This is a genomic window from Blastococcus sp. SYSU DS0510 (assembly GCF_054050835.1).
The window spans coordinates 173,035-195,437 of record NZ_JBJHAC010000002.1 but is presented as its reverse complement, the minus strand read 5'-3'; the positions used below and the strand labels follow the sequence as shown (position 1 = coordinate 195,437).

Genomic DNA, 22,403 nt, shown 5'->3' with positions numbered 1-22,403 from the left:
CTCAGCGCCCCCGGGCGGCGGCCTCCCGCACGGCGGCCAGCAGCGACTCCCGCTCGTGCAGGGTCGTGCGGGCCCGGCCCCGGCTCGCGCCGAGGGCCTGCTCGGCGGCGTCAATGGCCCGCCAGTCGTCGAGGAGGACCGGCTCGGCCCCGCGCGCCTGCAGGGTGCGCACCAGGTCGTCGGCCGGGCCGCGCACCCGCAGCGCGCCGTCCGCGGCGTCCGCGAGCAGCGCCGCGACGGTCTCGCGGGCGTCGTGCTTGTTGTGCCCGACCACCCCGGTGGGGCCGCGCTTGATCCAGCCGGCCACGTACTCGCCGGCCGAGGGCGCGCCGTCGCGGAGCACCCGGCCCACGCCGTCGTGGGCGACGGTGCCGGTGCGCCGGTCGACCGGCAGGCCGGGCAGCGGGGTGCCGAGATAGCCCACCGAGCGCACCACGAGGTCGGCCGGGAGCACCTCGAACTCGCCGGTGCCGATCGCGCGGCCGTCGCCGTCGACGGCGGTGCGCTCCACCTCGACGCCGGTGACCCGCTCGGTGCCGAGCAGCCGCACCGGGCGGGAGTAGAAGCGCAGCCGCAGCCGCGTGCGGCCGGGCTCCGGCTCGTGGGTCGCCCACTCGCGCAGGACGGCGAGGTTGCGGGTGGCGTTGCGGTCGGCCGCCGCGCGCTCCTCGGTCTCCGCGTCGAGCTCCAGGTCGGCGGGGTCGACCAGCACGGTCGCCGCCGCGAGCCCGCCGAGCTCGCGCAGCTCCTGGGTGGTGAAGGTCGCCTGCGCCGGACCGCGGCGGCCGAGCACCGTCACCTCCTCGACCGGCGCGGCCGCCAGCACGTCGATGACGTGCTGCGGCATGTCCGTGGGCTCGAGCTCCTCGGCGGTGCGGGCGAGGATGCGCCCGACGTCGAGCGCGACGTTGCCCACCCCGACGACCACGGCGCTCCGGACGCCGGCCAGGGCCGCCTCCACCCTCGCGCGGTCGGCGTCGGGGTGACCGGTGTACCAGGCGACGAGGTCGGTCGCGGCGAGGCTGCCGGGCAGCTCCTCGCCCTCGATGCCCAGGTGCCGGTCGAGGGCCGCGCCGTAGGTGTAGAGGACGGCGTCCACGTGGGCGCGGAGCTCGTCCAGCGAGAGGTCGGTGCCGACCTCCACGTTCCCCACGAAGCGCACCAGGGGGTGGTCGAGGCTGCGGTGCAGCGTGTCCCGGATCGCCCGCATCTTCGGGTGGTCGGGGGCGATGCCGTGGCGGACCAGACCGAAGGGGGTGGGGAGCCGGTCGACCAGGTCGACGGCGACCGGGATCTCGCTCTGCCGGGTCAGTGCGTCGGCGGCGTAGATGCCGGCCGGACCGGCGCCGACGACCGCCACGCGCAGCGGGTGGTCAGCGGTCGGGGGAGGGGGAACGCCGTCGTCGACCACCCTGGCATCCTGACCCGGCCGGCGCTGCGCCACCAGGGCAATCGTCCGGGCCGTTCGATCCGTGTCGTCCCCAGGAGGCCCCGTGTCCGTCGTCGTCGTCGCCACCATCACCCCGAAGCCGGAGGAGGTGGACGCCGTCCGGGAGGCGATCCTCGCCGCCGTGCCGCAGGTGCACGCCGAGCCCGGCTGCGAGCTCTACGCGCTGCACGAGGGTGAGGGCGTCTTCGTCATGGTGGAGCGGTGGGAGAGCCCGGAGGCGCTCCGCACCCATGGCAAGGCCGAGGCGCTCACCACCCTGGGCGGCGCGCTGGCGGGCAAGCTCGCCGCCCCGCTGGAGGTGCGCCGGCTCAGCGCCGTCCCGGCGGGGGAGCCGGGCAAGGGCGCGCTCTAGCCCCTGGTCGCGGTCGCGCGGCAGGCGTGGTTGTGGTCCAGGTCGTCCTCGATGTACTGGACCATCACCACCCGGCCGCCGGCGACCAGCGGGTCCTCGTCGCAGCGCTGCCGGGCGTCCGCGCGGTCGTCGGCGCCGGCGAGCCAGCTGTCGAGGCCGGCCAGCTCGCTCTCCTCCGGCACCTCACCGACGATCCGGCCCCACTGGTAGCCGGTCGAGTACAGCCCCACCCGGCCGTCCCGCTCGGTCAGGTACCGGGTCATGCCCTCGAGCGCCGCCCGGTTGCGCTCGAGCGCGTCGGAGGACCCGAGCTGCCAGGTGTTCATCGTCTCGACGTCGAGCCACCACGTGTAGCGCCCGGGCCGGCTGTCCAGCTGCACCGAGCGGGCGGCGGGGCGGAAGAAGGACTCCACGCTGGTGCGCGCCCGCTCCCAGCCGTACTGCCACGAACACGCCGTCGAGTTGCTGCCGTCGCAGTCGCCGTAGGGCGTGTCGCCGTCGTCGGGCCAGGTGGTGACCAGGTGGCGCACCTGCCCGGGGTTGGCGGTGTTGAGGTAGAGCTGCAGCGGTTCCTGGCCGGGCACCTCGCCCGACGAGCCGGCGGCCCACTCCAGCTGTTCCGCGAGGCACGGGTTGGTGCGGGTCGCCAGGCCGCCGTTCACGCCGACGACGGCGAAGGCGGCGTCGTCGGGGAGCTCGGTGCCGCACTGGGGGTGGGAGACGTCGTAGCCGACGCTGCTCCGCTCGGGCTCCCGCTCGACGGGCGCGGCCGAGGCCGCGGCGGGCGGTCCCACCAGGGCGGCCACCGCGGTCAGCGTGATCGCCCAACGTGACCGGTGTCTCATCCACCTCGACGGTACACGCGCCGCGAGCGGTCCCGGTTCAGACGGCCTGGCAGACCGGGCACCAGTAGAGGTTGCGCCCCACCATGACCTGGGTGCGGATCTCCGTGCCGCAGACCCGGCAGGGCAGGTCGGTGCGCCGGTAGACGTAGTGGGCGTCCTCGCGCGTCACCGCCCCGCCGCGGCGGGACCGGTCGTCGGGGCGGGTGGTCACGATGCGGCCCATCCGGACGCCGGACCGCATGAGGGTCACCAGGTCCCGCCACATGGCGGCCCACAGGTCGGCGCCGATCTCGCGGCCGGGGCGGAACGGCGAGACCCGGTGCCGGAACAGCAGCTCGGCGCGGTAGACGTTGCCGACGCCGGCCAGCACCGACTGGTCCATGAGGAGCGCACCGACCGCCGTGCGGCTGCCCGCGATGCGCCGGTGGGCGAGCGCGCCGTCGGCGCGGGGCCGCAGCGGGTCCGGGCCGAGCCTGCCCAGGATCCGGTCGACCTCCGGCGTGGTCAGCACTTCACAGGCGGTGGGGCCGCGCAGGTCGCCCCAGACCCCGGCGCCGTCCGGCCCGTCGCCCACCCAGCGCATGCGCAGCGCGCCCTTGGCCACCGGGGGCGTGCCGACGCCGGTGAGGAACGTGCCGTAGAGGCCCAGGTGCACGTGCAGGTGGTCGCCGCCGAAGCGGGCGAACAGGTGCTTGCCGTAGGAGAAGACCTCGTCGAGCACCCGGCCGTCCAGCAGCGCGGCGCCGGCCTCGAAGCGCCCCTGCGGGCTGGTCACGTGCACCGGGCGGCCGGCGAAGGGGAGCTGCAGGTGCTGGGCCAGGCGGAAGAGGGTGTGGCCTTCGGGCACCCGCGCAGCCTAGGTCGCGGCCCGCGCCGCCTGCTCAGCGGTCGGCGGTCTCCAGGCCGAAGTGCGGCCGGTCCGCCGGGGCGACCAGGTCGGCCGTCTCGGGGTGCTGCTGGATGTAGTGCCGGACGAACGAGCAGTACGGCAGCACCGTGAGCCCGCGCTCCCGAGCCGCGGAGAGCACGCCGGCGACCAGCATCTTGCCGAGGCCCTGCCCGCCCATGGCGGGGTCCACCTCGGTGTGCGGGAGGGTCATCTGCCCGTTCTCGACGTGGTAGCTGGCCAGTCCGACGACGCGCTCGCCCTGCCGGACCTCGAACCGTCCCCGCTCGGGGACGTCGACCACCGTGGTCTCCATGGTTGTGACCCACCTTCCCTGACCCCCGGCCACGCTGCCGGAGCTCGGCTCGGACCCCAGCACCGTAACCCGCTGGAAGCGTGCGCTCTCTCTCCCGTACCGACGAGTCGGGTGCTCCCCGGGTTCCGCCGGGCCAACCGATAGCCTCTGGGCGTCGGTCCGGGGCGGGAGATCGCGCCGTGGCCCCCGTAGCTCAGGGGATAGAGCATCGGTTTCCTAAACCGTGTGTCGCAGGTTCGAATCCTGCCGGGGGCACCCACGAGTGCTAACCGTTGACCCCCGGTCGGGCTGACCGTTGGTCACCGGTCGGCCTCCCGGGGGACGCTGAACGGCCCCGCCGGCCCCGATGAGGGGGTCCGGCGGGGCCGTCGTCGTGTGTGCGGGGTGGTCGCGGCCGCGGTCGCGGTTCCGTGGCTGCCGTGCCGCCGCCGTGGGGGCGTCCGGGGCCCTCTGCGGGCATGCCGAGGCCCCGGCGCGCCCGTCGTGGGCGCGCCGGAGCGTGGGTGGTGCGGTGCGGGGTGGTGCGGCCGGTGGCTAGGCGCCCGGTGGTGCGCCGGCGCGGGCGTCGCCGGCGGCGGCGAGCTCGCGGCGGGCGTCGATGCGCTCGCGCATCTCGTGGCGCAGCCGGTTGTGCATGCGCGGCTTGCGGGTGGCCCGCGGGGCCGGGCGGTGGCCGGCAACGGCCAGGGCGGCCGCGGCGGCGGCCTTGTCCTGGCGGGCGGTGAAGGTCTGCATCAGGCGCAGGTTGGCCGCCATCACCAGGAACAGCGTCATCAGGCTGACCCGGGCCAGGCCCATGACGCGGAACCGGCCGCGGGTGACGTTCTGCGCGGCGTCGTTCTTGACGTTGCCGAAGATGCCCTCGACGCGGTTGCGCCGGTTGATGCTGTCCCACCACTCGGCCGACCCGTGCGGCAGCGGCTGCCAGAACGGCAGCTCGGTCATCTGCACCCGGGACTTCTCCTGCCCGCAGATCTTGGGCAGCGCGCGCGGGGTGAACACCGTCGGGTCGGTCGTCGGCCGGCGCGCGCTCGGGGCCTTGCCCATCGAGTGCGGCTTGAGGTCGCAGCGCAGCGACCCGAGCAGCTTCATCGCCTTACAGCCGAAGTCCCAAGAACCGTCGTCGCGGCGGCCGCCGACGGCGTGCAGCGCGTACGGGGCCCGCTGGGCGATCTGGGCTTGGTACGCGAGGATCTCGGCCTTGGTTGCGCCGACCTTCGGCGGGGTGAGGTCGCGCAGGTGCTCGGGCAGCCGCGGGCTGTAGGGCTGCCCGTCGACGACGATCGCGCCGTTGAGCAGCGGCCAGCGGCCCTGCCCGATCTGGTGGGCGGTGAGGTAGTGCACCGAGTCGAAGCCGAGGGCGAACACCGGCCAGATCCAGTCGTCGGCCCGCTCGACCTCGGAGGTGTAGAAGCGGTCGGCGAGGATGTCGCGGCGGGGCCGGTGCTCGCGGCCGGCGGCCTCGTCGGCGCGCTCGTGGTCGGCGACCATCCGGGTGAGCAGCTCCAGCCCGGCGACGCGGGAGTCGGCGTTGGCCGCGGTCAGCTCGAGCCGCTCGGTCAGGCACGGGGTGTCGGGGCCGCCGACCTCGCCGACGCGGACCACGCCGTGCAGCCAGTAGCCGAACCAGCCGCTGCCCTTGCCGTTCCACCGGGCGTCGGGGTCGCTGATCATCTCCGGGCGGCGGGGCTGCTTGTGGAACTGGTGGGCCCAGCTGGCCACCTCGGAGGCGTCCACGGCGTAGGAGCCGGTGTGCACGGTCTCGGGCAGGGTGGCGTCCAGGCCGCGGTCGAGCACGTACCGCAGCCGGTTCAGGTTGACCGCCAGGGCCTCGGCATGCGCGGCCTCGAGCTCGCGGTGCAGGTCGCGGCGCAGCGCCCGGTTGTCCTCGCCGGGGTGCTGCTCGCGGATGGCCTCGTGGCCGGCGCGGCGGGCGGCGAGGTTGTGCGGTGAGTGCGGCGACGGATCCAGGGCATGCGCGACCTGGTTGAACAGCCGGGACACCATCCGCTCGGTGAGCCGCTCGGGCACGCCGAGGCGGTGCTTGTCCGACGGGTGCAGGGCGTTGAGCAGCGCGACCGCGTCGCGGACGATCATCGCCTGCTCGGCCAGGGCGAGCAGCAGCAACCCGACAAGCAGGGTGCGGACGCGCAGCACCCGGACGCGGCCGCCGGTGGGGCGCCTTTCCTGGGCGGGCAGCAGCGACTCGAGGTAGCCCACCAGCGGGCCGCGGTCGACAGTGGCCTCGGCCAGAGCGACCAGTGCGCGCGGCACCCGCACGACGGTCACCTTGTCCGGGCCGACCAGTGGCGCGTCGGCCGAGGCGGCGGCGAGCGCAGCCCAGCCACCGGGCCGCCCGCGGACCGGCAGCGTGACCTCCACGTCCCCGTCCGCGCCGCCGGGGCCGTCGGCGGGGTCGTCGGGCAGGACCTCGCCGGTGTGCGGGTCGATCCTCACGGCTGCTCCTGCAGGGGCGGTCGCGGGGCGGGGTGGGTGAGCCCGGGCAGCAGCAGCTGCCCGGCGGTGGGCAGCGGACCGGTGCTGCAGCGCAGCGCGGCCTCGTAGGCAGCGTCGTCGAGCGCAGGCAGCCGGGCGGACAGCGATCCGAGGATGCGCTCGCCGCCGATGCCGGCGGCGCGCAGCAGCGCCGGGTAGGGCACGCCGCCGGCCAAGACCGCGGCCAGCCAGGTGTGCCGCAGGCGCAGCGCGTTGAGCGTGAACCGCTGCTCGGCCGCCCAGCCGGAGGAGTCGATGACCCGGTCGGTGACCTGGGTGGCGCGCGGCAGCCGCTCCAGCAGCGGCCGCTCGCCGGCGGCGGCCGCGGCGTCGAGGACGGCGCCCTCACACGTGGCGAGCACGGGGATCCGCCGCGGCGACGGGCCGGCGGTCGTGAACGCGACCGCGTCCGCGGTGCGGGTGACCGCCTCGCCGGTGACGTGCACCGGCTTGCCGTCGACGACGGAGACCAGGTCCTCGTTGCGGGCGCCGGTGCCGCAGATCAGCCAGACCATCCGGGCCAGGCGCTCGCCGACGCGCCCGCCGAAGCGGGGGCTGCGGTGCGCGGCGCAGAAGTCGAGGACCTCCTCCAGCTCGGCCGCGGTGAGCGGGGCGGCGGGCTCGCCGGCGGTGAACTTCCGCGCCGGCGGCGGAGTGGAGGGCACCAGGACGCGGCCGATGGTCCGCAGCCGGGCGTTGTAGGCGGAGGCGAACTGCGGCGGCACGGTAAACGCGTCGGCTCCGTGGCCGACGCGCCCGCCGGCGAGGGTGGTGGCGACCGCGTCGGGGCCGTACCAGCCGGCGACGGTGCGGTTGGTGCCCAGCAGTAGGTGGACCCGGGCGTGCAGGCCCATCGCCCAGCCAATGTTGCCGCCGCCGCGGCGGGCGCCGGCCGGCCAGCCGACGGCCATGCCGAGGCGGACCAGGTCGGCGACCAGGGCCCACTGCTCGTCGGACAACGAGCGGTTGCGGTAGCCGGTGATCGCGTCGGTGGCCTCGGTGGGCAGCTCGGCCAGCGCGATCGCCAGCCGCACTGCCACCTCGTCCTCCGCCGGCGCCGGGTTCGTCTCGGCCGGCGGGACCGCTGTGGGGGCGGGTGCCGGCCCCGGGCGGTGGCGGCGCGGCGCTCGCGGCGCAGCCGCCGCCGGCTTGCGGGCCGCGGCGCCGCTGCGGGTGAACGCCGGGTCAGCCACGGCGGACACCGCGAACCGGCCCGGGGGTCGCCGCCATGCCACGCTCCGTGGATTCGAACGTATGTCCAAGATCGATCCCCCGGGTGCATGTTGCAGGGCCGCGCGGCCACAGGCAACCCCGCAGCGAACCGATCCGGTGCGGTAGCGCGCACACGCAGCACGGCGCGCGACAGCACCGGGCGGTCGGAGGGGAAGGCGGTCACCGCTGCCCCCGCCGGGACTCGGAGAGAAACCACTCCAGCTCGCCCGCGAGCGTGTTCCCGATGGCGTCCGCTACGGCCTTGGCCGGCGTGGCGTTCGGGTCAGAGGCGAGCGCTTCTTCGTAGCTGGGCAGGAGCAGGTTGCCCAGCGACATGAACCGCGGTTCGCGCAGTCGCCAGCCGTGCGGGCGGCGGTCAGGGTCCTGACCAGTCGGGTTGTTAGCCATGTCGGAGACCGTTCGAACGCCCGCAGACGGTCGCTGTCGTTCGGCACAGACGGGATCGGTCTGCTTACGCGGACAGTTTCGGTGCGGAGCCACGGACGACGCGCATGCCGTGTGACGGTCGCTGCGTGCCGCCGCGCGAACGCTCCCCGATCTCCTACGTGATCTCGGGCAGCTGGGACGACGGCACTGCGGTCTTCGACACCGGTGACGCCGTCTTCGATGAGGCGCTGCAGCGGTACAACCGCACCGCGAAGACGATCCGCGAGCGCAGGAAAGCCCTCGACTGGTCGTTCGAGACCGTCGGGCGACGGGCCGGGAAGATGCGCCGCCAGACCGTCAGTGAGCTGGAGAGCGGGCAGAGCTGGCCGGACGCGGTGACAGTGCATCGCATCGCGATCGCCCTGGGGTTCGACAGTGAGGTACGAGACGACCCGCAGGCGCGCCCGTACCCGCGCCCGGCCGCAGAAGGCTGATCCGACTCTCGGGCGGTGTGCCCGCCTGGCCTCCGTTCAGCCGCACTACGTGCCCCAGTACTGGGACGGCCGCGACTGGGCTGGCCCGCCCACCCAGCCCTAGGACACTGCCGGTCCGTCTCGGCTGGAGGGTCAGTCCCACCACAGGCCGACCACCGCTGCGCGGGCCGGCAGCGGCCGGGCGAGCAGGTCGGTCCCAGGCCCGCGCCACGTCGGCCACCCGGCGGTCCACGAGGTCCAGATCTCGGCCGTGGCTGCGGCGAGCGCGCCGTGCAGGTCTCCGGCCGCAGGCCAGTCGGCGGCGACCCGCGCAGCCAGCTCAGGTGCGACGGCCGCGTCGACCTGGATGCCGTCGAAGGTCACCAGCCCGCGGCCGGCGGTCAGGGCTCCGACCAGCCGCCCGCCCAGCAGCGTGGCGTACTCGACCAGCCAGGTCATCGGCGGCCGGACGCCGTTGAGCCGGGCGGCAGGCAGGTCGCCCGGCAGGAGCTCGAGGGCTCGGGCGGCGGTGGGTGGCGGCACGTCCAGCAGCCGGCCCGCATCCGGGAGGTCGGGGTCGAGGTGGGCGCTCAGCAGCTCGGCCAGCGCGTCGGCGGCCGGCGCGCTCACCGGCGACCTACCCGGTACACGGTGTGCACCGGGTCAGTGTGCCGCGCGCCGCCGTAGATCGTCGATCCCCGCCGCGGCGCACCCACAGGCCGACGTCCCTGCGGAACACAAGACGATGTCGACGGCGTCGGTACCGTCCGCCGGGCAGCAGACAACCGAGGAAGGGAAGCGCAAGTGGCAGCGGCTGACGGGGACCGATCGCGGACGAGTACGCCCATCGAGCCCGGAGAACTCGGCCGGCTCCGCGACGACGGCCTGGCCGCCGCCGGCGAGTACACCGCGCTCGCCGCTGTCGCTGCCCGCCAGGGCGGCGACCGTGCACTGCAGCTGCTCGCAGAGCATGGCGACGACGCGGCGGCCTTCACCTGGTGGTGGACGCTGGCGGCCCAGAGCCCTGAGCGGTTCGCCAGCGCGAAGCAGCTGGCATCCCAGCTGGCAGTGCCGGAGAGCCTCACTGACGCGGTCACCGACCATGTCCTCGAGGAGATGACGCAGCGCGACCGCCAGCTCATCTCGGCTGCCACTGCGAGCCGCGCGGAGATCCTCCGGCGCCTCGACGACACCGCGCCCTGGGTGGTGTCCCTGGCGCACGACGTGGTGCGGGATCCGGCGGACCGGTTCCCGGAGGTGCTCAATGCTGCTCTCGACATCCTGGGCGCGTCAGAGCGCCCGGAGGATCGCGCGGCGGTCTTCGACCTCGCGAACCAGCAGCCCTACTCGAAGCGCGGCGCGGTCCTCGCCCGGCTCCGCGACCCGATCGAGGCCGAGGAGGCGCGCCGGATCGTCGCATCCCTCGCAGAGATGCAGCGGCGCGGCGGCGGCGACCGCACCGACTGGGAGCCCGTCGCGCGGCTGCTCGGCCGACTCCCGGTGAAGACCACGACGGAGTTCCTCACCGGGCCGTTCGGCGGGACAGGACGTCGGACGCTGCTCGAGGCGGGGCTGATCTCCAAGCTCGGCGCCGCGGGGCTGCGGGAAGTGCTGACGGCACTCGATCAGCCGGCCGTTGCCGAAGAGCTGCTGCACCGCGCGGCAGCCGACCTCCGGCTGGAGGACGTGGCCGCCTTCTCGGTATGGGCCCACGCGCGCTACACCGCGGCAGCGTGCGCCGGCTTCCGGCGGCGGCTCGCCGAAGGCCTGCAGGGTCACTTCTCGCGCCGTGAGGAGCGCCGCCGCGAAGCCCTCGACGGGCTGTGGGCCAGCGCGCTCGCTGGTCACGACGCCGACGCCGTCGCCGACGAGCTCATCGACGCCGTCGACCCAGCCGAGCTGGCTGCCCGCGCTGCTGACGTGAGGACGAAGGGTGCCGCACGCCAGCTCGGCGCCGCCGCAGCCAAGATGCTCGCCATCGACCCCCGCACCGCCGATGCTGCGCGCACCGCCCAACTCGTCGATGCCGCCGCGGGCGCGGCCCGCGCGCTGAGGTCCAACTTGGTCGCTGACTTCTTCGCAGGGCTGATGCGGACCGCCGTCGGCACGACGGCGAGCCAGCAGCTGCGCGCCGCACTTCTGGACGCGGTGCTCGAGCACCCAGCCGCCATCACCGCGTTCGCCGCTGAAGGTGGGTTGGCCGCCCTCACCGCTCACGCAGCGCGCACCCCCAATGAGGCCGCAGCGGTGCTGCTCGCGGCGCGGGAGGATCTCTCCGCTCAGGCGGCCAACACCCTGCTCGGGGCTCAGCCCGCCCGGCAGGAGCGGCGGCGCCCGCTGGACCCGCCCGCGGAGGAGTCGCCGGCGGGCGTGGACTGGACGACGGCCGACACGGAGACGTACCTGCGGATCCTCGAGGTGGTAAGCGCGTGGCCCGAGGTCGTGTTCGGCGTCCTCTCGCGGGCGCTGGCCGCACTCGACGAACCCGAGGCACGGCACCCCAACGCCGTGGTCCTGCGAGCGGTCCTCGAGCACGCGGCGGCTCACGACCTCGCCGACCAGCTGGGCGAGGACACCACCGACCACATCCGCCGACTTCTCACCAAGCAGCGTGACATCGACGTGCTCCGCGCCGCCTGCCAGTGGATCCGCCGGCTGGACCTGGACGCCGACGGCGCCGACCTCGACCGGGCGCAGCTGGTCCTCACCGCCGACAGCAGCCGCGGTGGCCGTCAGCCCGACCTCCGCGCTCTGCGCGGCGAGCTCGCAACGCGGCACGCGCAGCTGGCACAGAACCTGGCGCTCGACAGCGAGCGGCGGATCGCGCACCTGCGCACGGCAGTCGACCTCGACGCTGCCAAGGCCCGCGAAGCCGCTGTGCCCCTGGCGGGGTCTTCGGCGACCGGGATCCGCCTGGCGGCCGCCCGCGTCCTCGCCGAGACCCAGGGCTCCCCGGACGAGCATCAGACCCTGGTCAACCTCGCCGCGATGGAGGACCACGCCGAGGTCGCCGAGCTGTTGGACGCGGCGCTGCACCGGCTCACCTCCGGCGACACCGGCGAGGCACTCCGCAATCTGGCCGAGCTGCTCGACCTGTCGACCACCGGCCTCGACCCGAACGTACTCATCCCGGACGAACAGCACCGCGACCGGTTCTCGGAATGGGTGGACAAGGCGCGGGCCCGCTCAGCCAACCGCCACGACCCGGGGGCCTTCATCGAGGCAGCCATCAACGTCGCCGACCAGATGGTCGACCTCGCCCTCATCGCTCGTCACGATGCCGGGCAGCGCGTCGTGCTCAAGGCGGACCAGGTGGACGCGCTGCGCGCCAACGCGGCGAACCGCCTGGATGTCGGCGCACTGGTGACCCAGCAGCAGAGCGTTCAGCAGTTCACCTGGTTCACGGCTGTGGCAGCGCTGCGCAGGAAGCGTGCCGCCCAACCGTCCCCCATCGGCACCACCACCCCGCCTCGCTTCATGCCCGACGACCTGGTCGCCGCCAAGGTGCTGCTCCGCGACATCACGGCGGGCTGGATCAAGGACATGCACGACAGCGCACAGCGAGGCGCGGCTGAACCTGCCTAGCCAGCGGCCGTCCGGTGTGCGCCGCCATGGCACGCTGCGCACCGTGAGCGACAACGTCTTCGAGCCCGACACCCTGCAGGCGATCGGAGAGCTGCTGGCCGCCGGCGAGCAGCACGGCATCGGCGTGACCTTCGAGCCGGACGCCGAGGGTTGGCACGTCGGGTACCTCGTCAGCAGGGGTGGGGGCGGCCTCGTCGCCGGGTACGACCTCGGGGACACGGCGCGCGCAGCCTTGCGCCCCCTGGAGGAGTTGGCCGCTCAGCGTACGCAGGCACGCCGGGATCGCGGCTGACGGTTCCAATCGGTGCGATCGGGTGCGGCTCATGACAGATCGGCGGTCGAGTCAGGCGTCCCGGAGTCCGCCCCGGCTGAGTGTCGAGCTGGACCACCGCTCACGCCACCGGGGTGGTTGGTCCGCAACCTCATTGCACCGGGGCCGCCCCTCCGGCACAATGAATAGCTCAGGAGGTGCTATTCATCATGACTTCCCCGGTGCTCATCAACCAGGAAGCGCTCGGCAACCGGCTGCGGGAGGTCCGCGAAGCGGCGGGCGTCTCGCAGGAGGAGGCGTGCGAGGTGATCGACGTGTCGCAGCCGACGTACTCGCGCATCGAGACCGGTAGTCGGCCCCTCAAGGGCCACGAGCTGATCTTGCTGGCCGACCGCTTCGGGGTGCGCGCGGGAGCCATCACGGGTGTGGCCGCGCTGCGCGACCGGGTGCGCTACGCCGCCCGAACGGACGGGTCCCAGCCGCAGATGGTGGCGATGCGGGAGAAGCTGCACGCCTACCTGGAGCTTGACGCCTACCTCACCGACCAGGGCATCGAGCAGACGTGAGCAACGAACAGATCGCCCGGGAGCGGGCGGAGGCGTTCCGGCTCAAGCACGACCTCGGGACGCGCCCCCTCGGCGACCTGTTCGAGCTCGCCCACACCGCTCTGGACTCTGACGCGCTGGCGATGGACGCCGGGGACGCCGAGCACGGACTGTCGATGCTGGACCCGGTCACCGATCGCGTCGTCATCGTCGTGGCCACCACCCGGCACCCGATGCGGCAGCGGTCGTCGCTGGCTCACGAGATGGGCCACGTGGTCGGCGGCGACCTGAATGCCGCCGACGCACCCGTGCCTGGTGCCCGCACGCCCGCGGAGATCCAGGCCGACGCGTTCGCCCGGCACCTGCTGCTGCCAGTCGCCGCGCTGCGCGACCGGTTCGGCACCGCGGCACGCAAGGCAGGTATCGGCGATGGCGATCTGGCCGCCGTCGTCCAGGAGTTCGAGGCCTCCCCGGCGATGGCGGCCATCCAGTTCAAGCAGGCGCGCCTGATCGACCCGGACACCTGCGCGGCATGGATGGCGCTGTCCGCTCCGTCTCTGGCCGCCCGCTACGGCTGGCTCAGCCAGTACCAGGCTCTGGCGCTGGGGTCGATGCGGCCGCGTGCGCCGCAGCAGCTGATGCGCCGCGCGGTCGAGGGCTACCACCAGGGCGCCGTCGGGATCGCTGAGGTCGCCGCCTGGTACGAGCAGGCGCCGGAGGAGTTGGCCGAGCAGCTCGGAGCGGCACGGCACACCCTGGACGACGTGGCCGGACCCGACGACGTCGACGACGACGACGCTCCGCTGTTCCCGCCTGGTTTCGCCAGTCGGGCGTCGTCGACCTCGTGAGCGTCCTGCTCGACGCCGGCCCGACCCTGAACTTCCTCGCGGTCGGTCAGCAGAACGTGCTGCTGCAGACCGCCGAGCACGGCGGCCTGCAGCTGACCGTGCCCGAGCGCGTGGACGCCGAGGTGGCCGGCAAGGGCAGCAGCGCCCGGTTCCGCCGCACGGGGGTCGTGCGCACCTGGGCTGCGCTTCGAAGTTCCGAGCGGGTGGTGGTCCTCTCCGACGACCTGACCACCGAGCCCTTCTCTACCGCCATCTCCCGCGTCAGCGGAATGCCCGCGGAGAAGCGCATCACCGACACCAGCAGCCTGGGCGAGATCTTGGTTCTGGCGCACGCCTCGGTGCTGGCACAGGCGGGCACCGACGTCTTCGTGCTGATCGACGAGCGCGACGGCCGCCGGCGAGCCGACCGCGAGCGGCGGTGGCTGTCGGCCAAAGGCGCGCCCGGTCAGCTGCACCTCTGGAGCACGAAGCAGGTGCTGAAGAACGCAGACCCGAGCTGGTTCGTCGGGGGTCACTCCTGGGCGAAGGTCTACAGCCAGATGCGTCCGTTCGACGACGGCCTGCTCCCACTCTGACGTCCAAGGTGGGCCGGCGGAGCGGGGAGCATCCGGAGGCGCGCCCTGCAATGCCGACCCTCTGGTCGACGACCACCGTGTCGCCCACGTGCTGCCGCCTGGACCCGTGTTCTCGCCGTCGGGTGAGCGCCACCTCTGCATAGGGCGCCCGCCGAAACCGGCGCGGACCAGCACGGCCGCACCAGGAATCACCGGAGCCCCCCCCCCGAATCATCCAGTACGGCAACACGTGGGGGGAAATGTGGGACATCTCTGCGTCCCTCGACGGGCCTCGGTGACCGCTGCGCTCGGCCGACCCAGGGGGTTCTGAGCTTGGCCGTGTGCGGCGGCCAGCTGCGGCAGCGACACGCGGTGCACTGGGCGATCAGCAGCCCGCTGGCGCGCAGCAACGTCTCCCTTGCGTCACGCTTCGGGTGGAGCTGCTGGACTCCGAGGTCGTAGGACCGCACGATGCGAGCTGTGAACCGACCCCGGCCGGTGTGGCCCCTGCTGGCGATGGCGGCGCTGCTGGCCGCCACGCCTGCGCTGGCCGCCTGCGGCGCCGGCGGGCCGGGCAGTTCGCCCTACGTCGCGGAGTTCGGCCTCGGAGCTGATACGCCCGAGGCCCGGGAGTTCGTGCTCACGCCGCTCCCCGGACCACGCGTTGAGGTGCTCCCCGCGCCGTCCCCTGCGCCCCGAATCACGCTGCCCGACCCCGGGGAAGGGTTCGACGAGCGGACCTACACGCCCTCGCCGGCGCCTGCGCCCGACTCCGGTGGCCCGTCGCCCCTCGAGTCGGCCTTCCAGCCCTCGATCGCCTGGGTCAACGACGGCCAGTACCTCGCGGTGGTCACCTTCGGCAGTTCCAGCTGTCCCAGCGGACCGCTTGGTATCGAGGTGGTCGCAGAGCAAGAGATCGAGGTCCGCCTGGGACCGCTGTTCCCCGACCGGGACGTCTGCTCTGCGGACATGAGCGGGCACGTCACGGTGGTGGAGCTGCCGTCGGGGGTCACGCCGACGAAGCCTCTGGCGGCCCGCTTCGGGGACCACGAGGTGACCATCGAGGCCACGGGTCGCTGACCCGGTCCCGCCGTACCGACTCGCTTGCCTGCGTCCGGTCACGGACCGGCTGTGTCAGCTGGCGGGCGGCAAGCGGTGCAGCTGGTAGCGGTACGTGTGGGTGCTCTGCGGCGGGCGCAGTTCGATGTCGGCCGGTGTGCGCACCGGGTCGGCTTTCCGCTGCCGGGTGATCCGGCCCGCGGCGGCCTGGCGGGCTGCGGCGGCGCGGCGGAACGACCCGTGGAACCACACCTCGAGGTCGAGGTAGCCGGGGTTGCTGTTGGCCTTCGCCAGCACGGTGGTGACGAGCTGCTCCACGTCGCCGTCGCGGTCGGGGCTGCGGGCCCAGTGCCGGGCGACTTCGAGCGCGAGGTGCGGGTCGGCCAGGTGCAGGCCGCGCTCGACCGCCGAGGCGAGCAGCTTGCTGACGGTGGTGTGCTGGTGCTTGGCGCGGGCCTCCTGCACGACGACCCACAACATGTGCGCGGCCATGTCGGACAGGCCCTGCGCCGGCCAGGTGTCGATCTTGCGGGCGCTCTTGCCGTAGTACAGGTCCTTCTTCACCTGCTTGGACAGCAGGCTGACCGGGACGCCGGCCGCGGTGGTGCCGTAGTCGAGGGCGCGGCGGGTGAGCAGCCGGTAGATGACGTCCCGCGGGCAGGGGCGTCCGGCGACGCAGGCCGGGCAGGCGGCGTGCGGCTCGCACGGCTGGGCGTCGCGGATCTGCTGATGGTTGGCCCTGTACCAGGCCCGCGCCGCCGGCCGGTCGAGGCGTTCCAGCAGCGGTTCCAGCGCGACGAGCAGGGTGCCCACGTCGCCGGGGTCGCGCGTGGTGGCCAGCAGCGCGGTGAGCCGGTCGAGGAGGCGGGGCGCGTGACGCTCGTCGTAGAGCACCTTCTCCGCGATCGTCGGGCAGTGCAGCCGCACGCAGGCGGCGATCTGCGCGGTCCAGGCGTCGAGCGCGGCCTCGGTCGGTCGGGCCGGCAGCCGGGTGCGGCCGTGGCAGGCGCGGATGTGGCCGGCCGGGATCTGCGGAGCGCGCATCCGCCGTCGGCGGCGGACTGTGGCAGCGATGTCGCTGCTGCGCTTGGGCTTGGTGACGCGGCAGAACTCGTCCCAGGTGGCGATGCCCAGCAGCGCGGCCTCGGCCAGGAGACAGTCGAGCACCTCGGCGGTGTCCTGAGCGTCCTTGAGCGCCTTGTGCAGCCGGGCCTGGGCGCGCGGCACGGCGAGGGTGGTGTTGATGCCGTACCGGGTGGCGAGGTCGGTGAGCTTGGCGAAGTTGGCGACGCCGGGCAGCTTGAGCCGGACGCCGAGGAACTCGGTGTCGAAGACGAGCCGGTCGAATGGGGTCATCCCGGCGCGGGCATAGGCGGCGGCCAGGTGCCCGACGTCGAACAGGGCGTTGTGGCAGACCAGCGCGGCGTCGGGGTGCCCGGCGAGGAAGGCGTCCAGCTCGGCCAGCACGGCGGCGACGTCGGGCTGGCCGGTGAGGTCGGCGGTGCGGATGCCGTTGTAGGCGCTGCTGTCCCTGTCCACCGGGACGCGGGGGTTGGCCAGCCGGTGGAAGGTCTCCCGACGGGTGCCGTTGAGCAGCACCACCGCCCCGACCGAGATCGGGTGGAAGGCGGCCTCGGCGGTCTTGGTTGCCTTCGTGTGCGTGGTCTCGATGTCGAGGACGACGAACTCGCGGCCGGCGACCAGCTCCTGGTACGCCGCCCCCTTCTCCGGCGCGGTGCTCACGAGGAGTGCCGTTCGAGCAGCTCGGTGACGGAGAACGCGTCGCGCAGGCCGAGCACGCCCGCGGGCTCGGTCAGGGCGCGCGGCGGCGGTGCCCAGCCCGCGGTGCGCTTGGACGCCTCGCGCAGGGTGCGGGCGACCTCGTGCTGGTCGAGCAGCGCGCCGTTGGCGGCGGCTACGACGAGGTCGCCGAGCAGGTTGGTGCGGGCCAGGTTGGAGAACATCGCGCCGCGTCGGGTGGTCAGCCGCTTGACCCACGCCCGGATCTGCGCCTCGACCGCCGAGTTGCTGACCTGCACCTCCGGGTCGTTCTGCCGCTGCGCCACCAGCGCGGTGCGGCGCAGCAGCGGCTCGTAGCGGCGGCGCTGCGCGGCCACCAGGTCGGCCGGCAGGTCGGCGGCGGCCGTCGCGTCTTCCAGCTCGTCGAACCAGGTGCTGACGGCCTTCGGCCCGCCGTCGCGCATCAGCTCGCGGCTGAGCCGGTACATGTGGTCGCGCACCTTGTCGGCCAGCCGCCCGCGGGGCGGGGTCAGCCTGGCCTCGATGTTGCGGGTCGCGTGGTACATGCACGGCACGAACGTGGTCTTCTTGCCCCACACGGCGGTCGCGGCCTTCTCGATCGCCGCCGCGCCGTCGGCGACGAGGAAGTTCGGCGCGTCGAGCTCGGCCAGGACCAGCCGCCAGGCCTCGGTGGAGGCGTTGGGCAGCGCCCGCACCCGCACCAGCCGGCTCGACCGGCCGGTGACCTTGCCGTCCTTGTCGCGCTCCCAGCTGGTCCGGGTGACCACCAGCGCGGTCCACACAACCGGGGCGTTGGTCAGCGTGGCCGACCGGGCGTAGTCCCGCTTCACCGCCACCTCGTCGGCGAAGTACACCACCGGCAGCCCCTCGGCCCGGTAGGCCGCCTCCTCCACCTGCATCGCCGCGAGCGCCGGCTCGGTGATGAACGGGGCGAACCGCTCGAGGATGTCGGCCGAGAGGTGCCAGTGCGCCTTCAGCTCCCGGCGCGGACCGAACTGGCCGGCCTCGTGCAGCTCCTCGGGCGTCTTGCCGCCGACCGTGCGCACTCGCCCGGTCGGGCGCTTCATCTGCTCCAACGCTCGCTTCGACACCGCCGTGTAGGCGTGCCCGTCGGCCAGCTCGCGCAGCACCGACACGACCACCGGTGTCGGCACGTTCAGCCGCCGGCTGACCGCCTCCTCCCCGGCGTGCCTCGGGGTCAGCACCTCGCAGTCCGGGCAGCAGGTGTCGTCCTCCACCGCCGCGCGCGGCAGCGGAGCGGAGAAGGTGTGGGCGTCGCCGTCGTCGGTCCGACTCACGCAGCGGTACCGCTGCCGCTCGCCGGCGGCGGTCTTGTAGGTGCCGTGGGGCCACACGTAGCGCCCGCCGTGCCCCGGCCTGGGGCACTCCGGCGCACTCACCACCTGGTCGATCAGCAGCCGCGCGTCCGCCTTCGGCCGGGTGAGCACCGTGAAGTAGTGGACGCCGGCCTCGCCGTCCTGCTCGAACCGGCAGCGGAACACGCGCGTCGCTCCGCGCCTCGACTGCCTGGCCTCGTGAGCATGGACCTGCGCGCCCGCGTGCCCGTCCGGGCACGCGGGCGCAGGCACAGACCGGCGAGCGGCCACCGTGTGCACCTCCGACGCCGAGGGCGCGGGCGGCCCTTACGCAGCGTCAAGATCAAACCACACAGCGCGGACAAAGTCCCACATTTCCCCCCACGTGTTGCCGTACTGGCGAATCATCCCGCCCCGTCAGGACGCGGACCTACGGTGCGCCGGTGAGCGGGGACGCAGACTCGTAGCGCTGGTGCGTGCGCCCGTCCAGACGCCCCGGCTAACGTCACGCCGTGCCCGGTCCTGCAGCGCATGGTCGTGGGCAGTGGCCGCACATGACCTTCATCGACGTCAAGGACACCGGGCTGCGTGCGGCGTGCGTGCTGGTGCAGGACGTACTTGTCGCCCTCGCCTAACAGCTCGCCGCCGGCGACCCGGTCGGCGACGGCCTGCAGGCGGTGGAGCTCAGTCCCGGTCCGGGTCGGTGGCTTCGTCCGCACTCCACCGGCGCAGCAGCTGCTCCAGGTCGCCGGGGTCAAGGGGCTTGGTGAGGTGGGCGTCGAATCCGGACTCCAGGGCCCGGGACTTGTCCCTGTCGCGGCCGAATCCGGAGATGGCGACGAACCGCGTCCGGCGGTGTTGTGTGGTACCGCGCAGCCGGCGAGCGACCTCGTAGCCGTCGACGTCCTCGCCGAGGGCGATGTCGCAGAGGACGACGTCGAAGGCATTCTGGGCCTGGGCGAGCCCGTCGCGGGCGGTGAAGGCGGCGGTGACTTCGTGGCCGCGGAGGGTCAACGCCGTTTGGTAGGCGCGGGCGAGGTCCTCGTTGTCGTCGATGATCAGGATGCGCAGCGGCGTCGGCGGCGCGGACGGTGTCGATTCCGCGGGAGGCCCCTGGCTGCCGGTTGAGGCCGGTTCCCTTGCCGGTTCCGTAGCCGGCGCGGCGTCGGGCAGCTCGACGCGGAGCGGCAGCCGCATGGTGAACGTGGCGCCGGTGCCGGGGCCGTTGCTGTGCGCGGTGACCGTGCCGTCGTGCAGCTGGGTGATGCCGCGGACGACGGCCAGCCCCAGACCCAGGCCGCTGGGTGCCTGCCTCCGGGGATCCGGCTCGCGGTGGAAGGGTTCGAACAACCGCTCGGCGACGGCGGGGTCGAACCCGGGCCCGTCGTCGTGCACCTGTAGCTCGGCGTTGCCGTCGTCGGCAGTGAGCCGGACGCCGACCGCGGCGTCGGCCGGGGTGTACTTGCAGGCGTTGTCGATCAGGTTGGTCACGGCCTGGCCCAGGCGGACCGCGTCGCCGTCGACTGGCACGGGCGTCTCTGGTAGCACCAGGTCGATGGTGCGGGCCCGCCCTCCGTGTGCGGATCCGACGTCGGCCACGACCTGCTCCACCAGCGTCCGCAGGTCCAGGGGGTGACGCTGCACGGTGAGCCGTCCGGCGATTCCGCGGGCGGCGTCGAGCAGGTCGTCGGTCATGCGGGTCAGGGCCGCGGTCTGGCGGTCGAGCACCGCCAGGACCGGGTTCCCGGCGATGTCGAGGGCGAGGACGTCGAGGGCGGCTCGGACGGCGGCGAGCGGGTTGCGCAGCTCGTGCGAGAGCGTGGCGATGAACCGGTCTTTCTCCTGGTGCTGGGCCTGCAGCTGCGCGGTGGTGGTCTCCAGCCGGGCGATGACCTCCCGCAGGTTGCGGTCGGCCTCCTGGATCTCGCCGGCGCGGTTGAACAGGTCGACCTCCAGATCCTCCAGACGAGTCTGCAGCGCTTCCTCGCCCCGCTCCTGCTCGACCTGCCGCAGCTGCCGTTCCCGGATGAAGTCCGTGACGTCCTCCACCCGGTGCAGCAGCAGCACTACGCGGCCGTGCTCATCGAGCACCGGGACGTTGACCGGGCTCCAGTACCGCTCCACGAACTCGCCCGTCGACTGGTCGAGGATGTCGTAGGGCTGCACCGCCATCGTGTGCGGTTCCCCCGTGGACAGCACCCGCTCCAGCGAGGCCCGCAGGTGGCGCACCCCACTGGCTCGCGGGTTCTCCGGGTTGTCGGGGAATGCCTCGAACAGATGGCGCCCGACCAGGTCGGCTCGACGCGTCCCGGTGACCCGCTCCCGCGCTCGGTTCATCCCGACGATCACCAGCTCCGGCGTGAGAACCAGGAATGGGGCCGGCAGCGCGTCGAACACCGCCGTGTAGTCGACCTCGTCGGGAGTCATGGTGCGCCTCATGGGTCCAGTCGGTACCCCACGCCGCGCACGGTCACGATCCGCGGGCTGGCGGCGCCGGCGTGGGTCAGCTTCTGCCGGATCCGGTAGACGTGCTCGGACACGGTGGCGTCGGCCCGCCCGGCGGCGGAGCCCCACACCTGCTCGAGCAGTTGGGCGGTGGAGTGGACCTGCCGCGGGGACAGGGCGAGCAGGGTGAGCAGGTCGTACTCCAGGGGCCTGAGCGCCAAGGGGGTGCCGTGCACGCTCACCTCGTGCGCGGACGTGTCGATGACGAGCTCGCCCACCGGTACGAGCGGGCCGGCGGACGGGGGGGCGGAGCGGCGCAGCACCGCTCGGATGCGCGCGGCCAGTTCGGGCAGGGAGAACGGCTTGACGATGTAGTCGTCGGCGCCGAGCTCGAGGCCGAGCAGCCGGTCGCCCTCCAGCCCGCGGCCGCTCAGGACGACGACGGGCACCGGGTGGTCGTCCTGGCGCAGGGTGCGGAGCAGTTCCAGGCCGTTGCCGTCGGGCAGCCCGAGGTCGAGGACCACCAGGTCGACCGGGCGCTCCCGCAGCTGCGCCGCCCCGGTCCGCGTGTCGCCGGCGGTGAGCACCTCGAAGCCGCTCCGGGTGAGGTAGTTGCCGGCCATCGCGACCAAGTCCACCTCGTCGTCGATCAGCAGGACGACCGGGCGCGGGAGCGGCCGGTGCGACGTCCCTTCGACGGCCGGATCCTTGACCCCCCGTTGATCCGGAAGTCGGGTCTCAACCATGTCTCGAACCTACCAAGGGAACTACTGTCGGCGAATGTGGCGCAGGGCACACCGTCGCGTGGCGGCGGGACGTCACCACCTGGACCTAGCCTCAACATTGTCTCAACGCGCGGTCAAAGAGTGGCCCGCAGCCGTGACTGAAAACAACCGGTCAGGACGACAGGAAATCCCCGTGCCAGACGATCGTGTCCCCCCACCCCGAGCTGACCTCGGCCTCCCCGCGCCTGCCGATGAGGCCCCGCCGGGTTTGACGGGCTCGGCCCCGCGGGTCGCCGAGAACGCGGCGGCGGGGATGACCGGCAGCGGTGATCCTGTGCTCGCCACGGTGACGGCTCCCGCCCCTGTGGCGGGGACGCCCTGGGTGCTCAGCCCGCGCCCGGCGCCTCGGTCCGACGGCCGCATCCTGGGGCGCTGGCGCCCGATGCGGCCGTCGGACGTCACGGCCGCCCGCAGGCAGCTCGGTGCCGCTCTGCACGACGGCGTGCGCCCCCGGGGGGCGACCGAGGGAGGCGTCGAGCGGCTCCTCCTGGCGTTCGAGGAACTGGTCAGCAACGCCGTGCGGCATGGCCGGTCGCCGGTCGAGGTGATGGTGACCGACCACGGCCAGTGCTGGCTGCTCGAGGTTGTCGACGCCGCCGGCGACGTGCCGCCGACTCCCGACCCGGGCCGGGACGCCGCGCTCGGAGGACTGGGTCTGGCCCTGGTCGCCGAGATCAGCGGTGCCCACGGTTGGGAGCCACTCGGGAGCGGGAGCAAGACGGTGTGGGCGCGTGTGGACTACACGCGCGAGGAGGCGCCCCCTTCGCTGTCCTGAACCCCGGAGTTCAGCTCGTCCGTGAACGCGCTCCCCGGCGAT

General features: G+C 73.6%; 22 protein-coding genes and 1 tRNA gene. 11 read left to right on the top strand and 12 right to left on the bottom strand.

What is annotated here, in order from left to right; all coding sequences use genetic code 11:
* Position 1 precedes the first annotated feature (1 nt).
* The gene (locus tag ACI79P_RS02525) at positions 2 to 1,411 is read right to left on the bottom strand and encodes an NADP oxidoreductase (RefSeq protein ID WP_456579466.1); all 1,410 of its coding nucleotides are present in this window, start codon (positions 1,409 to 1,411) and stop codon (positions 2 to 4) included.
* 82 nt (positions 1,412 to 1,493) lie between these two features.
* On the opposite strand from ACI79P_RS02525, the gene ACI79P_RS02520 reads away from it, so the two are divergent.
* Positions 1,494 to 1,802, top strand: a complete 309-nt coding sequence (locus tag ACI79P_RS02520; RefSeq protein ID WP_456579465.1) for a putative quinol monooxygenase — start codon at positions 1,494 to 1,496, stop codon at positions 1,800 to 1,802.
* On the opposite strand, the gene ACI79P_RS02515 is transcribed toward ACI79P_RS02520, so the two are convergent.
* From ACI79P_RS02515 to ACI79P_RS02505, 3 genes are read right to left on the bottom strand one after another with little or no spacing between them, the layout of a single operon-like run.
* Positions 1,799 to 2,647 (bottom strand): hypothetical protein, encoded by an 849-nt coding sequence (locus ACI79P_RS02515; protein WP_456579464.1) that lies wholly within the window; start codon positions 2,645 to 2,647, stop codon positions 1,799 to 1,801. The two genes, ACI79P_RS02520 and ACI79P_RS02515, sit on opposite strands and share 4 nt — an antisense overlap.
* 37 nt (positions 2,648 to 2,684) lie before the next feature.
* Positions 2,685 to 3,494, bottom strand: coding sequence for an Fpg/Nei family DNA glycosylase (locus ACI79P_RS02510; RefSeq protein WP_456579463.1), 810 nt, complete (start codon positions 3,492 to 3,494; stop codon positions 2,685 to 2,687).
* Positions 3,495 to 3,528: 34 nt separating this feature from the next.
* The gene (locus tag ACI79P_RS02505) at positions 3,529 to 3,849 is read right to left on the bottom strand and encodes a GNAT family N-acetyltransferase (protein WP_456579462.1); all 321 of its coding nucleotides are present in this window, start codon (positions 3,847 to 3,849) and stop codon (positions 3,529 to 3,531) included.
* 182 nt (positions 3,850 to 4,031) lie between these two features.
* Here ACI79P_RS02505 and ACI79P_RS02500 point away from each other — a divergent pair.
* A tRNA-Arg gene (locus ACI79P_RS02500) sits at positions 4,032 to 4,104 on the top strand.
* Between the two features lie 279 nt (positions 4,105 to 4,383).
* Here the strand turns inward: ACI79P_RS02500 and ACI79P_RS02495 are convergent.
* The 3 genes from ACI79P_RS02495 to ACI79P_RS02485 all read right to left on the bottom strand — a co-directional run bounded on the left by ACI79P_RS02495 (position 4,384) and on the right by ACI79P_RS02485 (position 7,965).
* A complete protein-coding gene (locus ACI79P_RS02495) occupies positions 4,384 to 6,306 on the bottom strand; it encodes a hypothetical protein (protein ID WP_456579461.1) in 1,923 nt (640 codons plus the stop codon).
* Positions 6,303 to 7,538, bottom strand: coding sequence for a hypothetical protein (locus tag ACI79P_RS02490; protein WP_456579460.1), 1,236 nt, complete (start codon positions 7,536 to 7,538; stop codon positions 6,303 to 6,305). Before ACI79P_RS02490 ends, ACI79P_RS02495 begins: the two co-directional genes overlap by 4 nt.
* Positions 7,539 to 7,737: 199 nt before the next feature.
* Positions 7,738 to 7,965, bottom strand: a complete 228-nt coding sequence (locus ACI79P_RS02485; RefSeq protein WP_456579459.1) for a hypothetical protein — start codon at positions 7,963 to 7,965, stop codon at positions 7,738 to 7,740.
* A 125-nt stretch (positions 7,966 to 8,090) separates the two neighbouring features.
* On the opposite strand from ACI79P_RS02485, the gene ACI79P_RS02480 reads away from it, so the two are divergent.
* A complete protein-coding gene (locus tag ACI79P_RS02480) occupies positions 8,091 to 8,438 on the top strand; it encodes a helix-turn-helix domain-containing protein (RefSeq protein WP_456579458.1) in 348 nt (115 codons plus the stop codon).
* A 132-nt stretch (positions 8,439 to 8,570) separates the two neighbouring features.
* On the opposite strand, the gene ACI79P_RS02475 is transcribed toward ACI79P_RS02480, so the two are convergent.
* The gene (locus ACI79P_RS02475; RefSeq protein WP_456579457.1) at positions 8,571 to 9,047 is read right to left on the bottom strand and encodes a hypothetical protein; all 477 of its coding nucleotides are present in this window, start codon (positions 9,045 to 9,047) and stop codon (positions 8,571 to 8,573) included.
* Between the two features lie 174 nt (positions 9,048 to 9,221).
* On the opposite strand from ACI79P_RS02475, the gene ACI79P_RS02470 reads away from it, so the two are divergent.
* From ACI79P_RS02470 to ACI79P_RS02445, 6 genes are all read left to right on the top strand, one after another.
* Positions 9,222 to 12,002 (top strand): hypothetical protein, encoded by a 2,781-nt coding sequence (locus ACI79P_RS02470; protein ID WP_456579456.1) that lies wholly within the window; start codon positions 9,222 to 9,224, stop codon positions 12,000 to 12,002.
* A 43-nt stretch (positions 12,003 to 12,045) separates the two neighbouring features.
* On the top strand, positions 12,046 to 12,294 hold the full coding sequence (locus tag ACI79P_RS02465; protein ID WP_456579455.1) for a hypothetical protein: 249 nt from the start codon (positions 12,046 to 12,048) through the stop codon (positions 12,292 to 12,294).
* A 188-nt stretch (positions 12,295 to 12,482) separates the two neighbouring features.
* A complete protein-coding gene (locus tag ACI79P_RS02460; RefSeq protein ID WP_456579454.1) occupies positions 12,483 to 12,839 on the top strand; it encodes a helix-turn-helix domain-containing protein in 357 nt (118 codons plus the stop codon).
* Positions 12,836 to 13,666, top strand: a complete 831-nt coding sequence (locus ACI79P_RS02455) for an ImmA/IrrE family metallo-endopeptidase (RefSeq protein WP_456579453.1) — start codon at positions 12,836 to 12,838, stop codon at positions 13,664 to 13,666. Before ACI79P_RS02460 ends, ACI79P_RS02455 begins: the two co-directional genes overlap by 4 nt.
* The gene (locus ACI79P_RS02450; RefSeq protein WP_456579452.1) at positions 13,663 to 14,241 is read left to right on the top strand and encodes a hypothetical protein; all 579 of its coding nucleotides are present in this window, start codon (positions 13,663 to 13,665) and stop codon (positions 14,239 to 14,241) included. Before ACI79P_RS02455 ends, ACI79P_RS02450 begins: the two co-directional genes overlap by 4 nt.
* Before the next feature lie 459 nt (positions 14,242 to 14,700).
* Positions 14,701 to 15,300, top strand: a complete 600-nt coding sequence (locus ACI79P_RS02445) for a hypothetical protein (RefSeq protein ID WP_456561900.1) — start codon at positions 14,701 to 14,703, stop codon at positions 15,298 to 15,300.
* 54 nt (positions 15,301 to 15,354) lie between these two features.
* On the opposite strand, the gene ACI79P_RS02440 is transcribed toward ACI79P_RS02445, so the two are convergent.
* On the bottom strand, positions 15,355 to 17,022 hold the full coding sequence (locus tag ACI79P_RS02440) for a 3'-5' exonuclease (protein WP_456561899.1): 1,668 nt from the start codon (positions 17,020 to 17,022) through the stop codon (positions 15,355 to 15,357).
* Positions 17,019 to 18,542 carry a hypothetical protein gene (locus ACI79P_RS02435; RefSeq protein ID WP_456561898.1) on the bottom strand — a complete coding sequence of 508 codons (1,524 nt, stop codon included), beginning with the start codon at positions 18,540 to 18,542 and terminating at the stop codon, positions 17,019 to 17,021. Before ACI79P_RS02435 ends, ACI79P_RS02440 begins: the two co-directional genes overlap by 4 nt.
* A gap of 326 nt (positions 18,543 to 18,868) precedes the next feature.
* Here ACI79P_RS02435 and ACI79P_RS02430 point away from each other — a divergent pair, with 326 nt between their 5' ends.
* Complete coding sequence (locus ACI79P_RS02430; RefSeq protein WP_456579451.1) at positions 18,869 to 18,991, top strand: hypothetical protein; 123 nt, start codon at positions 18,869 to 18,871, stop codon at positions 18,989 to 18,991.
* Positions 18,992 to 19,040: 49 nt separating this feature from the next.
* Here the strand turns inward: ACI79P_RS02430 and ACI79P_RS02425 are convergent, their stop codons facing one another.
* Together ACI79P_RS02425 and ACI79P_RS02420 are read right to left on the bottom strand one after the other, a co-directional pair.
* Positions 19,041 to 20,783 (bottom strand): ATP-binding protein, encoded by a 1,743-nt coding sequence (locus ACI79P_RS02425; protein ID WP_456579450.1) that lies wholly within the window; start codon positions 20,781 to 20,783, stop codon positions 19,041 to 19,043.
* Between the two features lie 8 nt (positions 20,784 to 20,791).
* The gene (locus ACI79P_RS02420) at positions 20,792 to 21,547 is read right to left on the bottom strand and encodes a response regulator transcription factor (protein WP_456579449.1); all 756 of its coding nucleotides are present in this window, start codon (positions 21,545 to 21,547) and stop codon (positions 20,792 to 20,794) included.
* Between the two features lie 247 nt (positions 21,548 to 21,794).
* Between ACI79P_RS02420 and ACI79P_RS02415 the strand changes: the two genes are divergently transcribed.
* Positions 21,795 to 22,361, top strand: a complete 567-nt coding sequence (locus ACI79P_RS02415; RefSeq protein WP_456579448.1) for an ATP-binding protein — start codon at positions 21,795 to 21,797, stop codon at positions 22,359 to 22,361.
* Positions 22,362 to 22,403 lie beyond the last annotated feature (42 nt).

Bases quoted from the DNA above. Each gene is read 5' to 3' on its own strand.
- ACI79P_RS02425 (WP_456579450.1), bottom strand. From the start codon at position 20,783: ATGACTCCCGACGAGGTCGACTACACGGCGGTGTTCGACGCGCTGCCG.
- ACI79P_RS02420 (WP_456579449.1), bottom strand. From the start codon at position 21,547: ATGGTTGAGACCCGACTTCCGGATCAACGGGGGGTCAAGGATCCGGCC.
- ACI79P_RS02485 (WP_456579459.1), bottom strand. From the start codon at position 7,965: ATGGCTAACAACCCGACTGGTCAGGACCCTGACCGCCGCCCGCACGGC.
- ACI79P_RS02515 (WP_456579464.1), bottom strand. From the start codon at position 2,647: ATGAGACACCGGTCACGTTGGGCGATCACGCTGACCGCGGTGGCCGCC.
- ACI79P_RS02505 (WP_456579462.1), bottom strand. From the start codon at position 3,849: ATGGAGACCACGGTGGTCGACGTCCCCGAGCGGGGACGGTTCGAGGTC.
- ACI79P_RS02460 (WP_456579454.1), top strand. From the start codon at position 12,483: ATGACTTCCCCGGTGCTCATCAACCAGGAAGCGCTCGGCAACCGGCTG.